The organism is Embleya scabrispora DSM 41855 (assembly GCF_000372745.1).
In the GTDB taxonomy this organism is placed as follows: Bacteria; Actinomycetota; Actinomycetes; order Streptomycetales; family Streptomycetaceae; genus Embleya; species Embleya scabrispora.
This window is the reverse complement of sequence record NZ_KB889664.1, coordinates 269254-281829: the sequence shown is the minus strand read 5'-3', so window position 1 is coordinate 281829 and position 12576 is coordinate 269254. Positions and strand designations below refer to the sequence as shown.

Below are 12576 nucleotides of genomic sequence, written 5' to 3'. Positions count from 1 at the left end.
CCCTCGACCGAACCGCGCCTCCGAGCTCCCGGCCTCTTGGCCGGGCAAGCCGAACGCGCGTTCCGGACCGGGTCCTACGCCTGGTAGCCGCCGGCCTGGAGCGTGAACAGGTGAGCGTAGAGGCCCCCGCCGGCGACGAGTTCGTCGTGGGTGCCCTCCTCGCTGATCCGGCCGTCGGCCAGGACCACGATGCGGTCCGCGTCGCGAATCGTGCCGAGTCGGTGGGAGATCAGCAGGCTGGTGCGCTGCTCGCGGTGGCGCCGCAGCCTGACGTGGATGTCGTGCTCGGCCTCCGCGTCGAGACCGGAACTGGGTTCGTCCAGGATCAGCAGGTCGCGGTCGGTCCGAAGGAACGCCCGCGCCAGGGCCAGGCGTTGCCACTGCCCGCCGGAGAGCAGGGTGCCGGTGTCGGGGTCGTCCTCGTCGGACCTGTTCAGGAACGTGCGGCTGAGCAGGGTGTCGTAACCGCGCGGCAGCTTCGACAGAACCCGGTTCACACCGGCCTCCTCGGCGGCGGCCTCGATCCTGGGCCGGTCGCCGAGGGTGCGCAGATCACCCAGCGCGATGTTCTCGGCGGCCGTGAGGTCGTAGTGCATGTAGTCCTGAAAGACCGCTCCGAGCCGATCGCGCAACCTCTCGACGGGAACATCGCGGATGTCGACACCGTCCCACAGGATCGCCCCGCGGGTGGGGTCATAGAACCGGCAAAGGAGTTTGACCAGAGTGCTCTTGCCGGCGCCGTTGTGACCCACGAGCGCAACGGCCTCCCCAAAGGGGATGGTCAGGTTCACACCACGCAGTACCCAGGCGTGGTCTTCGGAGTAGCGAAACCACACGTCCCGGAACTCGATGGCGGTACGCAGCGCCGGCACGGCGGCGCGGGCGTCCTCGTCTTCCGACGGCGGCGGCCCCGGCAGGTCCGGACCTGCGCCGATCACCGCGAAATAGTGCTCGACCATGAGGAGTTCGTGGTGGGTGTCGGCCACGTTGCCGACCACGGCGGACAGCGCGCTCTGTACCCCGACCACACCGGCCACCAGCATCGACACGTCGCCCACGGACAGTTCCCCGCGTCTGGCCGTCAGCGCCGCCCAGACCAGGGCCGCGCCCGCGACGAGCGCGCTGAGCAGCGCGAGACCACCCTGGGTGAGCAGTTCGCGGCGGTCGAGGCTGCGGCGCTCGCGGTCCGCGTCGCGGCGTTCGGCGAGCATCCGGTTCTGCAGGAAGCCGCCGATTGCGAACAGCCTGATCTCCTTTGCCGCTTCCAGGCTGGAGAGCAGGATCTGATAGAAGATCTCGTGCCGTTGGGACGAACTGATCCGCCACGCGGCTTGGGCCCGGCGACGAGAGAGCAGCAGTTCGGCCAGGACCGCGGGAATCGCCGAGAGCGCGACGAGCACGGTCATCGTGGGACTGACCGCGCTCAACACGAGCACGAAGCCGATCGCGGTGACCGCGGCGCCCGCGATCCGCAGACCGCCCAGCACGATACGCCCGACCGACTGGGTACCCGCGCTCTGCGCCATGGGCAGTCGGTCGAGGAAGGCCGGGTTCTCGAACCGGGCGAGTCCCGCGATGGAGTTGACCGCGGTGAACAGGCGATCCACCGCTCGCATCCCGGTGATTCGGGTGAGTTCGTTGCCAAGGTACTGACTCAGATGCGGCAACAGCGCGGAACTCAGGCCGAGGCCGGCGAGACCCAGGGCCAAGCCGAGCAGTTCCGCGTCGCCCGCCGCCGCGAGGCGATCCAGGACCAGTCGGGTGAGCCAGGCCACCGCGATCGGCACCACAGCGGCGATCACCGCGATCACGGCGAGCGCGACCACGCACAGCGGGGCCGCTCGCCACGCCAGCGCGCAGGCACCACGAGCGGCGACATAGGCGGCTCGGGGCGGAAGCTTCCCTTCTGTTCGAGGTTTGGGGGCGATTCCGGCCTTGCGCATCCTTCGCTTCGCGGGCGCGCTCGATGTCCGGTTCGCGTTCGGGGCCTGGTTCTTGCCAGGTGTCTCGATCTCGTTCGGTCTCCGTGCGCTTCGGGCCCTGCGCGTGCTCACGCATCGACCTCGGCCGGGCGCGGGGTACGGGAGAGCACTATGTCGCTGTGCGCGACTCGCCCGTCCGGTCCGGTGACGACGTAGGCCGGCAGCCCCTTGATGCCGAAGGCGCGCGGGAGTTCGTCGTCGATACGAGTGACGACGACGCGTGCGGCCGGTGCCAGCGCGGCCACGAACGCGTCGGGGTCGGTGCCCTTGTCCTCGTCCAGGACGACGACCGCCAGGATCCGCCGGGGGCCCAGCTCCGCTGCTCGCGCGACCAGGCTGGGCAGGCTGTCCTCGCAGGTCGGACAGCCGGGGGAGACGAAGGCCACGAGGTGGTCCCGGGTCAGGTCCTGCCGGGTGACGGGCAGCCCGTCGACGTCGATCGCGGTGAAACGGGCCGCGACGGCTCCGGCCTCGATGTGCGACGGGTCGCTGGACGCTCGTCCCATGGCCGGTTCCGTACCCATTTCGCGCAACCGTCGGATGACACCGAAGGTGAGGACGAGGTCGAGTACGCAAAGCAGTCCGAAGAACACGACTGCGGCGGTCAGATACGCCATGGCGGAAGATCCCTTTCGGCGGTGGGCGTGGCGGTGCTCGTGGCGGTGGCCGGACGGCCGGAGCGCGGGTGCTGGTGGTAGGCGGTCCCGAGGGGTGCGGCGCCGGGCAGTCGGCCGACGACGACGCCGAGGATCTGGTCGTCACGGAAATAGCCGCAGTAGCGGGAATCCAGGCTCTGGGCCGGGTTGTCACCGAACAAGACGATTCGGTGCTCGGGGACCCGGTCGTCGGACAGATCGCGCAGCGCCGGCGCACCGCTGCGGGGTATCGCGTCCCCGGGCACCGCCGCCGCACGCTTGATCAGCCACGCGGGCAGCGCGAGCCGGGACCAGCGTCCGTCGTCGGGGGGCCGGGCCACCACGAGCCGGCCGACACCGATGGCGCGGAGGGGGGTTCGGCGCACGATCACCCGCTCGCCGTCGGTCAGGGTGGGCGTCATGCTGTGCCCCTGAACGGAGACGATCACGTAGCGACGACGAATCAGCGCCGCGGTGCCCAAGCCGGCCGCGACCGCGACCGTCACGGCGATCGACACGGGCACAACGACGGACGACACACGCTTGCTCACCGCGTTCGTTCCTCTCGCCGGGTGCTCGACAGGGCGAACAGGTCGGCGAGTTCGTCCAGTTTGACGGTCAGCAGAGCCAAAACCGCTCCGCATCCGACGGCCAGGAGCAGACTCGGCGAGTACGAGGTACCGGTGCCCGGCCCGGACACGGCGAGCGCGGTCCCCGCCACCACGAGCAGCAGCAGATTGCGGACGATGTGCCGCGGTGCGATCGGCGCGTCGCCGCCGAAGCACCGGCAGGTCGCCCGCAGTTTGCGGCGCAGCGCGGCGGCGAGGGCGGCGGTGAACGCGGTCAACAGCGCCGCAGCGAGCGCGAAGCCCGCGCTGGAGGTACCCGGCAGCGCGAGCAGCACGACCACCAGCGCCTCGGCGACGACGGTGGCGACGGCGACCCCGGTGAGCCCGACAAGCGGCCGGGCACGCCGGCGCAGCGACGGAACGAGTTGCCCCACCGACTCACGGAACGCGCGAAACGCGTCGCCGCCGCGCCCCTTTCCAGCCGCGGAGCACAGGAAGACCAGGCCGAGCAGTACTCGCCCGCCCATCGTCAGATGATTCACCGCATTCGCCTTTCCCACGGCCGGCCGCGGGCCGGCGCGCCGCCTGTTCGTCGGTGGGGCCGGACCCGACGCGAGGCCAACGCGTCGAATCCGGCCCCGGGTGGAGCGATCGATCAGATCCTGCAGCCGCAGCGAACGAACTGGTTGCCGCCGGTGCACGGATTGACCTTCATCAGACGACCCTTCTTGCCGTCGCAGATGTCGTTGGGCCAGCACTCGGGCTGCCAGCAACTGGCCGCCGATGCGGTCGCCTTCGGCGCCACCTTCTCCAACAGTCGGTCGGCGAGTGAATCGAATCGAGTACGCATGGTGTCTCTCCTTCTTCATGGGACGGACGCTCGATCTGCCCGATGGAGCAAAACGAGACTGCGTACGCACTCGGGCCGACGACAAGGGCGAACCGGCGTTCCGAACGGTTCCGTCGTGTCTTGGCTGGTCAACGGGCCGTCCGGGACACGTTCCGCCTGTGTTCCGGACGGCCCGACGGGGGTCGCCGGCGACGCGTTTCGCCGTGGCAGCAGCAAGGGTGGTGGTTCCACCTTCACTCCCCAGTCGGCGTCGGGGGTCTGCCCGACCGACCCGGTCGCCTACCTGCTGATCGCAAAGCACGACCCACGCGCCCGTACACGGAATCCGCACCGGTGCGGGCAACGACACGCTCCGACGGCGAGCGGGAGCAGGGGCGCCGGGCACAGCGCACACGAACCGTCCGGCCCTGGCGTCCCCTGCGCTGCCGTCGGAGCGCTTCCGCGGTCTCAGCCGGGAGAGGCGGCGATCCGCACCCGGTCGCTGTCGTGGTCGGAGAGGAACGAGGCCAGCTCCCGCCCCTGTTCGGCGACGGCGGCGCGGTCGGCTCGGGAGAGGCGGCCCAGTGGGGTGACGACCACGGTGTCGGTCTCGACGGTCCAGGTCGCGGCGACGCGGCCGTCGACCAGGACGACGCGCGCGCCGGCCACCGACAGGCCGCGGTGGGCGTCGTCGATGATCCGGGTGCGATCGTGGTAGCCGAGGATCGCGTTGTCGAACGCGGGTAGGAACCGTACCGGCGCGGGCGTGTCCGGGTCGGGGCGCGGCGCGTCGGGGAGGTCGAGCAGTTCGCGGCCCCGTTCGTCGCGGAAGGTGACCAGTTCCTCGCGCATGGCGCCGACCGCGGCCGGGAGACCGGAAAGGCCGCTCCAGGCGCGCAGGTCGGCCCCGGCGGCGGGGCCGAACGCGGCGAGGTAGCGCCGTACCAGCGCCTGGCCCACGGGGTCGGACCCGTCCGGGGAGGGCGGGTCGATCTCCCGGCCCAGCCAGGAGGAGAGTTGTGCGTTGCGTACGCCTGCCCTGGTGCGCCAGAGCCCGCGCGGTGGCAGCTGCACCATCGGCACGAGGGCGGCGATCAGCATCTCACCCAGTGCGCGCGGGTGTGCTGTGGGCCGGCCTTCGCTGAGGGCGCGGGCGAGTTCGGTCATCGTGCGGGGTTCGCCGTCGGCCATGATCGCCAGGCCCGCTGCGGCGAGTTCGTCGAGGTCGACGCCGTCGAAGTCGCTGCGGTAGGTGCCGAGGACGCGCTGACGCAGCATGGTGTCGTGGCGGGCGCGCCAGGCCAGGGCGTCGGCGGCGGTGACGAGGTGGACGGTGCGGCGCATGAGGTGGGTACGCACCACGCGCCGCCCGATGAGCAGGTCGGAGAGCGTCGCCGGGGCGAAGGCATGCAGCCGCGACCAGAGTCCGACGAACGGTTCCTGCGGTTCCTGGGCCTGCAGACCCGCGAGGTGGGCGACGGCGTCGAGGACGGGTAGGTCGGCGCGATCGAGAAGCAACTGCCGAGCGAGCGTGGCGCGGTTGAGCGCGCGGGTGTCGAGGACGGTCGTCGAAGTCATGTCGCGGCACGCTCGTCGGTCGCGGGGGTACGGGCGTCCGGGTGGTGGGTCCGACTGCGGTGGTCGTCAGTGCGGTACAGGTCGGTCCGGTGGGCGTCGTTCCACCGGTCGTCGGTCCGGGGCCGCGGCAGCCTCCCGGGCTGCCGCGGCTCGCGCTTGTTCACGATGGCGCCGCTTCCTTCGATGTCATGCGGGATTCGAGTCCCGATGTCGCGCGGCATCCAAGTGTCGTCGGCACATCGTGAGCCCGACGGTCCGCGGTCCGGCCGGCCTCCCCGACTGCATCGACGTCCGCCCGTCGAGCGTCTCGCGCAGGATGTCCGCGTGCCCGGCGTGCTGCGCGGTCTCGCGATGACGTGCATCAGCACCCGGCGCACGCTGCGTACCTCGCCCGGCTCGTGCCAGGGCGCCGCCGGCAGCGGGTGCGCGGCCGACAGGCCGGGTACGGCGGCGAGGACCTCCTCGGTCCGGGCCGCGACCTGTTCGTAGCGTGTGAGGATCCCGGCGAGCGTTTCACCGGGCAGCATCAGGAAGCCGTGGTGATGGTCGATCGCCCACTCCGGCACCTCGCGCGCGGTACCGGCCGCGAGGTCGGCCCAGGTGACACCGTCGGGCAGGTCGCACGGCATGGCCGACGGGCCCTCGAGCACGAAGCGCATCCATCCTTCCTCGACGGATGCGACGTGCTTGATCAGCCCGCCCAGGCACAGCGCGCTGACCGTCGGGTGTGCGCCGGCCTGTTCGTCGTCGAGCCCACGCGCCGGGGTGATCAGGTTCTGCCGCGCGGTCGCGAGCGCTGCGAGCAAGTCGACGCGCTCGCCGTCGAGGGTCGTGGGAGATGTGGTCGTGGGGGCAGTGAGCGCGGGGGACGTGGTCGTCGAGGTCACGGTGGTCGAGCCCTTCCGGTCGTTCTCGTTCTTCGGCACGGGACGACGATCCCACCGGAAGCGGCCAGGGAGTGTCCTCTACTCGGCAGAGGATGGACGCATGCCGAAGACCCGAAAGACCTCAGCACGGCTGCTCTCGCTGCTCTCGTTGCTCCAGGCACGCCGAGACTGGCCCGGCGCACTGCCGGCCGAGCGACTAGGAGGTCAGCCCGCGCACCGTGCGCCGTGACGTGGACCGCCTACGCGAACTCGGCTACCCCATCGTGGCCTTCAAGGGGCCCGACGGCGGATAATCGGCGGATTCGACACCGACGTCGAGGTCGTCGGCCCGCCCGAACTCAGGGATGCCTTCGCCCACTTGGCGCGCCGCTATGCCGACGCCGCCGCCGACCGACCGGCCGCGCCGCACCCGATCGTCCGGTGAACCGGGTCCGCGTCGACATCGACGTCGACCACGGACGGACGGCGGCACGACCGAAATGCACCGGTCCCGGCCGGGGCGCCCGTCCCGGGCGCCCAGCCCATGGTGATGACCACGTCCGATGCCCGGACCGCGTACGCGCCGAGGACCTCGGACGCCCGGTCGGCGACGTCGATGCCGACCTCCTGCATCGCCTCGACACCCGTCGCGACCGGCACGCCGCTCACGGATTCAGGTCGAGCACACCCGCGAGCGCGGCGACGACCGATGGCGCGACCTTGTAGTACACCCAGGTGCCGCGGCGCTCGGAGGTCACCAGGCCGGCGTCGCGAAGCTTCTTCAGGTGGTGGGAGACGGTCGGCTGGGAGACGCCGACGTCCGCGATGTCGCACACGCACGCCTCGCCGCCCTCGTGCGACGCGATCAGCGAGAACAGCCGCAGTCGCACCGGGTCCCCGAGCGCCTTGAACATCGCCGCGATCCGCTCGGAATCCTCGGCGCCGAGGGGTTGGCGCGACAGCGGCGCGCAGCACGGGACCGTCTCGGCACCGGTGTCGGCTTCCAGGATCGGCAGCATCTGCGGATTCGACATACGTCGATATTGACAGGTGTCGATATCGCCGGCAAGCTCTTCTGTATAGATGAACATCAATACAGAGTGGGAGATCGCCGCGCGAAGGTACCCACCCGCACAGCCACCGGCCACCGGCCACACAGGCTCACCACCACATCCCGTCCCGAATCCGCGAACCCTCGAATACCGGAACCTCGGGACCCCGAATCCACGGAGGCACCCACCATGTCCCGCATCCAGCTCGCCCTGCGCGTCGCCGACCTCGACGCCTCGATCGCCTTCTACACCAAGCTCTTCGGCACCCGACCCGCCAAGCTCCGCGCCGGCTACGCCAACTTCGCCATCGCCGAGCCGCCGCTCAAGCTCGTCCTCATCCAGGGCACCGACGGTGAACCGACCGTCATGGACCACCTCGGCGTCGAGGTCGAGACCACCGACCAGGTCACGGCCGCCACCACCCGCCTCGCCGACGCCGGCCTGGCGACCGTGGAGGAGAACGACACCTCGTGCTGCTACGCCGTCCAGGACAAGGTCTGGGTCCACGGCCCCGGCGCCGAGCCGTGGGAGGTCTACGTCGTCAAGGGCGATGCCGCCACGATGGCCAAGGACGCGGACTCGGCCTGCTGCCTGCCCTCCACCGACAGCGGCGTCCCCGTTTCCGCCCCGGCCCCCGTTTCCGTCTCCGACCCCGCCTCCGCGCGCGGCGAAGACCCCGTTCGTTCCGCCCCCGGCGGCTGCTGCGGCTGACGCGCCAGGAGTCCGAGTCGGCATCGGCGGCCCTGGTTCGGCCGGTGTCGATCCTTCGGGCCGCGACGGCCCCGGCGGGCCGGCCGCCCGTTCGACCTCCCTGCCGGGAGGCCGAACGGGCGGCCGGCCCACGCCTGTTCGCTACGCGGCGACGCCGCCGTCCTCCCACAGGGCGGCGTCATGAGCGTCCACGAGCGCGCGGACGCGGGTGAGGACCTCGCCGGCGGGTAGCGCGTCGAGGCGACGGCCGTCGCGCAGGCGTAGGGCGACGTGGTCGTTCGCGGCCTCCCTGGCGCCGATGACGGCCTGGTACGGGACAAGGCGCGCCTCGCGGATGCGGGCGCCCAGGGTGCCGCGCTCGGGCGCGGCGATGTCGGCTCGCAGTCCCAGGTCCGCGCATCGCGCCACGAGCCTTCGCGCGGTGGGCAGTTCGCTCGCCGAGATCGGCAGCACCACCACTTGTACGGGTGCGAGCCAGGCGGGGAAGGCGCCCCCGTGCTCTTCGATGAGGTGGGCCACGGCGCGCTCCACGCTGCCGATGATGCTGCGGTGGATCATCACCGGCCGGTGTTTCGCGCCGTCCGCGCCCATGTAGTGCAGGTCGAACCGCTCCGGCTGGTGGAAGTCGATCTGAACGGTGGACAGGGTGGACTCCCGGCCGGCCGCATCGACGACCTGGACGTCGATCTTGGGACCGTAGAAGGCCGCCTCGCCCTCGACCGCCTCGTAGACGAGACCGGAAGCGTCGAGCACCTCGGTCAGCAACGCGACCGACCGCCGCCACATCTCCGGAGCCGCCACATACTTGCCACCCGGACCCGGCAGCGAGAGCCGATGGCGCACCGCGGTGATGCCCATCGCCCGGTAGGCGCCGGCGATCATCCCCAGCGCGGCCCGCGCCTCCTCGGCAACCTGGTCCAGGGTGCAGAAGATGTGCGCGTCGTTGAGTTGGATGGCCCGCACACGGGTCAGCCCGCCGAGCACGCCCGAGAGCTCGGATCGGTACATCCCGCCCAACTCCGCCATGCGCAGCGGCAGATCCCGGTAACTGTGGGCGCGGGAACGGAAGATCACCGCGTGGTGGGGACACAGGCTCGGGCGCAGCACCACCTGCTCGCCGCCCAGGTCCATCGGCGGGAACATGTCGTCGCTGTAGTGCGACCAGTGGCCCGAGATCTCGTACAGTTCGCGCTTGCCGAGCACCGGCGAGTACACGTGGCGGTAGCCCGCCCGTCGCTCGGCGGCGCGGATGTACTCCTCCAGGGCGTGCCGTACGGTCGCGCCGTCGGGCAGCCAGTACGGCAGTCCGGCACCGATCAGCGGGTCGGTGTCGAACAGATCCAACTCGCGGCCCAGCCTGCGGTGGTCGTGCATGGCGGTCTCCTCGCGGTGTGTCGGTGTGACGGGCGAGTGACCACAAGACGAAGCCCCGGGGCACTCGCCCCGGGGCTTTGACCAGATCATCTGTCAGCGCGCCGGGACGTTCTCCGGCGTCGTCGTCATCGCAGCGCGCTTCATGGCGTCAACACTAGCGCACGGAGCGCGACATCCACGAATGCTTTTTCGGGAAGGAGTCGGGCCGACGCGGACTCGGGCGGCCGGCGACGAGGCAACCACTCCGGGTCTGCGGTACGAGGCCCCGCACCGTGGGGTCAGTCGCGCCACCAGTCGTCGAGCGGGGTGACCGGGACGGTGCGCTTGTGCCGGGTCGCGCGGTGGATGGACTCCAGCTTGTCCGCCACCTCCGGGGTGACGTCGAGACCTTCGAGGTAGTCGTCGATCTGGGTGTACGTCAGACCCAGTGCCACCTCGTCGGGCAGTGCGGGTCGGTCGTCCTCGAGGTCGGCGGTGGGCACCTTCTCCCAGACGCTCGGGGGTGCGCCCAACTCCTGCAGCAGCACCGCGCCCTGACGCTTGGTCAGCCCGGTCAACGGGGTGATGTCGACGCCGCCGTCGCCGTACTTGGTGAAGAAGCCGGTCACCGCCTCGGCCGCGTGGTCGGTGCCCACGACGAGCAGGCCCAGCTGGCCGGCGATCGAATACTGGATCACCATGCGTTCGCGGGCCTTGATGTTGCCGCGCACGAAGTCCCGCAGCCCGGGCGCGCCATCCGACGACTCCCTCAGGCCGAGTGCCACCTCGGCGGCGGCGGCGTCCACGCCGGGCTTGACGTTGACCGTGATCGCGCGATCGGGCCGGATGAACTCCAGCGCGATCTGCGCGTCGTGCTCGTCGGCCTGTACCCCGTAGGGCAGCCGCACCGCGACGAACGTGGCCTCGTGCCCCTCGGCGCGCAATTCCTCGGCCGCGAGTTGACACAACCTGCCGGCCAGTGTGCTGTCCTGGCCGCCGCTGATCCCGAGCACGTATCCCTTGGCCGGGGTCGACCTCAGGTATTGCTTGAGGAAGTCGACCCGTTGCCGAATCTCGACCTTGGGCACGATGGTCGCCTTGACGCCGAGCTCGGCAAGGATCTGCTCCCGTTGGTTCACCATCCACGTACTGTACTGGCCGCCCGGAATCAGCCTTCGGCGTGATCCGGCGGCGAAGACGTGGCCCTCCCGGGACGGTTCGCACGAGGGTTCGGACGGGGGGTTCGCACGGGATCTCGGGAGACGACCGGGGCCGGACCGGCGACGATCGCATGCGGGCGTCGTGGCCGCGGCGGCAGGGTTCGGGCGCACCGGCTCGGCTTCGCGGGTCGTGCGGGACCCGTCGCCGGTTCCCGCACGACCCGTCACGCCCGATGTGGTGGGCCTGCGATCAGCGCTGGGTGTTCGGCGTCGTCGCGATGCCGGCCACCTTCTGCGCGGGACCGTCCACGTTGTGACCCAGGCCGGAGGGGTCGAGGTGGGCGAGCCGGTCCAGGAGCGGCGGCTTGTGGGCATCGGCGTGGGCGACGGCCGATCCCAGCGTCAATACGGTCGCGGCCAACGCGGTCGCCGTACAGATTCGGCGCATGGGAATTCCTTCCAGGGAGCGGAACAAGCCTCATGACGCCAACGATCAACCGACCGCTGGGACACGCACCCGATGTCGCCGAGTCCTCACGGCCGTGTCGATGCCGGTCACGGCCCCCGCCCGGCCCCGGCATGCCGCTTCCCGACCCAACGCCCGGACCATGGGGCGATCGCCGCCGCACTGCGACTTCGCCGGCCGGGCCACGCCACGTGCGCGCACCACCAGAGAGGGAGCTTCATACCCATTACGGTATGTGATCCTTTGGTATTGGTATTTGATCGGCATGCCTTCATCGGCCAGGCTGCCTGAAGCTTGTCAGGCACTGCTGCGATCGGGAAGGAAGTACCGGACATGCCGACCGTGACCTGGGGCCCATGCGCGATCGACCACGACACCACCGCAGGACACGAGGGCTGTGGCCGAGCGCCGTGCCTGGCGCCGGACGGCGGTGGGTGTCGGCCGCCCGAGGCCGTCGTACGGCCGATGGCGGAGTTCGCGCGAGGTGCCTGCGCATGACGGACGCGGTGGTGGACGCGGAGCTCGATGTCGCGTTCGATGCGCGGGCGACGGTGGGGCCCGAGCGGTTCGCGCGGTTGATGGAGCGCTATCGCGCGGAGTCGGTCGCGGCGGTCGCCGATCTGCCGGGCGTGCCGGGTGTGGTCTACGACGTCGCGAGCGGAGAGCGGCTGGACGTATGGGGGCCCGGCTCGGCGGAGGCGCCGCGCCCGGTGTTCGTGTTCGTGCACGGCGGCTACTGGCGGGCGTTGTCGCGTGCGGATTCGGCGTTCGGGGCGCGGATGTCGGCCGAGCGCGGCGTGGCGACCGTCGTGCCGGACTACACGCTCGCTCCGGGCGCGACCCTGGAGGAGATAACCCGGCAGGTGCGCGCGGCGATCGCGTGGGTGTACCACGAGGGACCGCGGTATGGGCTGGATCGTTCGCGCGTGGTCGTGGGCGGCAGTTCCGCGGGGGGCCATCTCGCCGCGATGACGATGGTCGACGGTTGGCAGGCGGAGGTCGGCCTTCCCGAGGACGTGGTCGCGGCCGGATTTCCGATCAGCGGATTGTTCGACGTCCGGCCGCTGGTGCGTACGCGGGTGAACGACTGGTTGATGTTCGACGAGGAGCGTGCGGCCGCGCTGAGCCCGCTCGTGCTGGGGGCGCGGCCTCGGATGCCCGGCGTCACGGTGATGGCGCAGCACGAGGCGAGCGGTTTCACCGAGCAGTCGCGCGCGTTCGCGGCGCACTGGGGCACGGAGTTGCTGGTCGTGCCGGAGCGCAACCACTTCGACGTGGTCCTGGATCTCACGGACCCGGACACGGCGATATCGCGCGCGCTGCTGGGGCTCTTCGACCGGCTGTGACGGTGGGCCGGCCCGAGCGTCGGTGGTCG

The 12576-nt window shown here is 71.0% G+C and carries 12 protein-coding genes and 3 pseudogenes; 4 read left to right on the top strand and 11 right to left on the bottom strand.

The genetic code is table 11. The annotated features are described in order from the left end of the window. Positions 1 to 74 precede the first annotated feature (74 nt). From A3IC_RS0118610 to A3IC_RS55210, 7 genes and pseudogenes are all read right to left on the bottom strand, one after another. On the bottom strand, positions 75 to 1943 hold the full coding sequence (locus tag A3IC_RS0118610) for an ABC transporter ATP-binding protein (protein ID WP_079026523.1): 1869 nt from the start codon (positions 1941 to 1943) through the stop codon (positions 75 to 77). A 107-nt stretch (positions 1944 to 2050) separates the two neighbouring features. After that, positions 2051 to 2599, bottom strand: a complete 549-nt coding sequence (locus tag A3IC_RS0118605; RefSeq protein WP_020551558.1) for a TlpA family protein disulfide reductase — start codon at positions 2597 to 2599, stop codon at positions 2051 to 2053. Continuing rightward, on the bottom strand, positions 2587 to 3168 hold the full coding sequence (locus tag A3IC_RS62400) for a S26 family signal peptidase (RefSeq protein ID WP_052173587.1): 582 nt from the start codon (positions 3166 to 3168) through the stop codon (positions 2587 to 2589). Before A3IC_RS62400 ends, A3IC_RS0118605 begins: the two co-directional genes overlap by 13 nt. Next, positions 3165 to 3728, bottom strand: coding sequence for a MauE/DoxX family redox-associated membrane protein (locus A3IC_RS0118595; RefSeq protein ID WP_026218423.1), 564 nt, complete (start codon positions 3726 to 3728; stop codon positions 3165 to 3167). The genes A3IC_RS62400 and A3IC_RS0118595 overlap by 4 nt, the downstream gene beginning before the upstream one ends. Positions 3729 to 3841: 113 nt before the next feature. Beyond that, on the bottom strand, positions 3842 to 4036 hold the full coding sequence (locus tag A3IC_RS0118590) for a hypothetical protein (protein WP_020551555.1): 195 nt from the start codon (positions 4034 to 4036) through the stop codon (positions 3842 to 3844). A 447-nt stretch (positions 4037 to 4483) separates the two neighbouring features. After that, complete coding sequence (locus A3IC_RS0118585) at positions 4484 to 5593, bottom strand: winged helix DNA-binding domain-containing protein (protein ID WP_020551554.1); 1110 nt, start codon at positions 5591 to 5593, stop codon at positions 4484 to 4486. Positions 5594 to 5878: 285 nt separating this feature from the next. Continuing rightward, positions 5879 to 6480: pseudogene (locus tag A3IC_RS55210) on the bottom strand (DinB family protein); the annotation flags it as partial. Positions 6481 to 6580: 100 nt separating this feature from the next. Here A3IC_RS55210 and A3IC_RS64970 point away from each other — a divergent pair. Both A3IC_RS64970 and A3IC_RS74030 read left to right on the top strand, forming a co-directional pair. After that, positions 6581 to 6770 (top strand): annotated as a pseudogene (locus tag A3IC_RS64970) (HTH domain-containing protein); the annotation flags it as partial. Beyond that, positions 6770 to 6904, top strand: a complete 135-nt coding sequence (locus tag A3IC_RS74030; RefSeq protein ID WP_483782876.1) for a WCX domain-containing protein — start codon at positions 6770 to 6772, stop codon at positions 6902 to 6904. The pseudogene A3IC_RS64970 and the gene A3IC_RS74030, both read left to right, overlap by 1 nt. A gap of 220 nt (positions 6905 to 7124) precedes the next feature. On the opposite strand, the gene A3IC_RS0118565 is transcribed toward A3IC_RS74030, so the two are convergent. Beyond that, complete coding sequence (locus A3IC_RS0118565; RefSeq protein ID WP_020551551.1) at positions 7125 to 7493, bottom strand: ArsR/SmtB family transcription factor; 369 nt, start codon at positions 7491 to 7493, stop codon at positions 7125 to 7127. A 207-nt stretch (positions 7494 to 7700) separates the two neighbouring features. On the opposite strand from A3IC_RS0118565, the gene A3IC_RS0118560 reads away from it, so the two are divergent. Then, entirely contained in the window at positions 7701 to 8222 is a 522-nt protein-coding gene (locus A3IC_RS0118560) for an ArsI/CadI family heavy metal resistance metalloenzyme (RefSeq protein WP_020551550.1), read from the top strand. A gap of 141 nt (positions 8223 to 8363) precedes the next feature. On the opposite strand, the pseudogene thrS reads toward A3IC_RS0118560, so the two are convergent. The 3 genes and pseudogenes from thrS to A3IC_RS0118545 form a co-directional block, all read right to left on the bottom strand. Continuing rightward, positions 8364 to 9602: pseudogene (gene thrS / locus A3IC_RS0118555) on the bottom strand (threonine--tRNA ligase); the annotation flags it as partial. 272 nt (positions 9603 to 9874) lie between these two features. Further along, entirely contained in the window at positions 9875 to 10717 is an 843-nt protein-coding gene (nadE, locus tag A3IC_RS0118550; RefSeq protein WP_020551548.1) for an ammonia-dependent NAD(+) synthetase, read from the bottom strand. Between the two features lie 268 nt (positions 10718 to 10985). After that, a complete protein-coding gene (locus A3IC_RS0118545) occupies positions 10986 to 11183 on the bottom strand; it encodes a hypothetical protein (protein WP_020551547.1) in 198 nt (65 codons plus the stop codon). A gap of 512 nt (positions 11184 to 11695) precedes the next feature. On the opposite strand from A3IC_RS0118545, the gene A3IC_RS0118540 reads away from it, so the two are divergent. Beyond that, positions 11696 to 12547, top strand: a complete 852-nt coding sequence (locus A3IC_RS0118540) for an alpha/beta hydrolase (protein WP_020551546.1) — start codon at positions 11696 to 11698, stop codon at positions 12545 to 12547. Positions 12548 to 12576: the final 29 nt, after the last annotated feature.

Coding starts and splice junctions, on each gene's coding strand:
- A3IC_RS0118585 (WP_020551554.1), bottom strand. CDS start 5,593: ATGACTTCGACGACCGTCCTCGACACCCGCGCGCTCAACCGCGCCACG.
- nadE (WP_020551548.1), bottom strand. CDS start 10,717: ATGGTGAACCAACGGGAGCAGATCCTTGCCGAGCTCGGCGTCAAGGCG.
- A3IC_RS0118545 (WP_020551547.1), bottom strand. CDS start 11,183: ATGCGCCGAATCTGTACGGCGACCGCGTTGGCCGCGACCGTATTGACG.
- A3IC_RS0118590 (WP_020551555.1), bottom strand. CDS start 4,036: ATGCGTACTCGATTCGATTCACTCGCCGACCGACTGTTGGAGAAGGTG.
- A3IC_RS0118605 (WP_020551558.1), bottom strand. CDS start 2,599: ATGGCGTATCTGACCGCCGCAGTCGTGTTCTTCGGACTGCTTTGCGTA.
- A3IC_RS0118565 (WP_020551551.1), bottom strand. CDS start 7,493: ATGTCGAATCCGCAGATGCTGCCGATCCTGGAAGCCGACACCGGTGCC.
- A3IC_RS0118560 (WP_020551550.1), top strand. CDS start 7,701: ATGTCCCGCATCCAGCTCGCCCTGCGCGTCGCCGACCTCGACGCCTCG.
- A3IC_RS0118610 (WP_079026523.1), bottom strand. CDS start 1,943: ATGCGCAAGGCCGGAATCGCCCCCAAACCTCGAACAGAAGGGAAGCTT.
- A3IC_RS0118540 (WP_020551546.1), top strand. CDS start 11,696: ATGACGGACGCGGTGGTGGACGCGGAGCTCGATGTCGCGTTCGATGCG.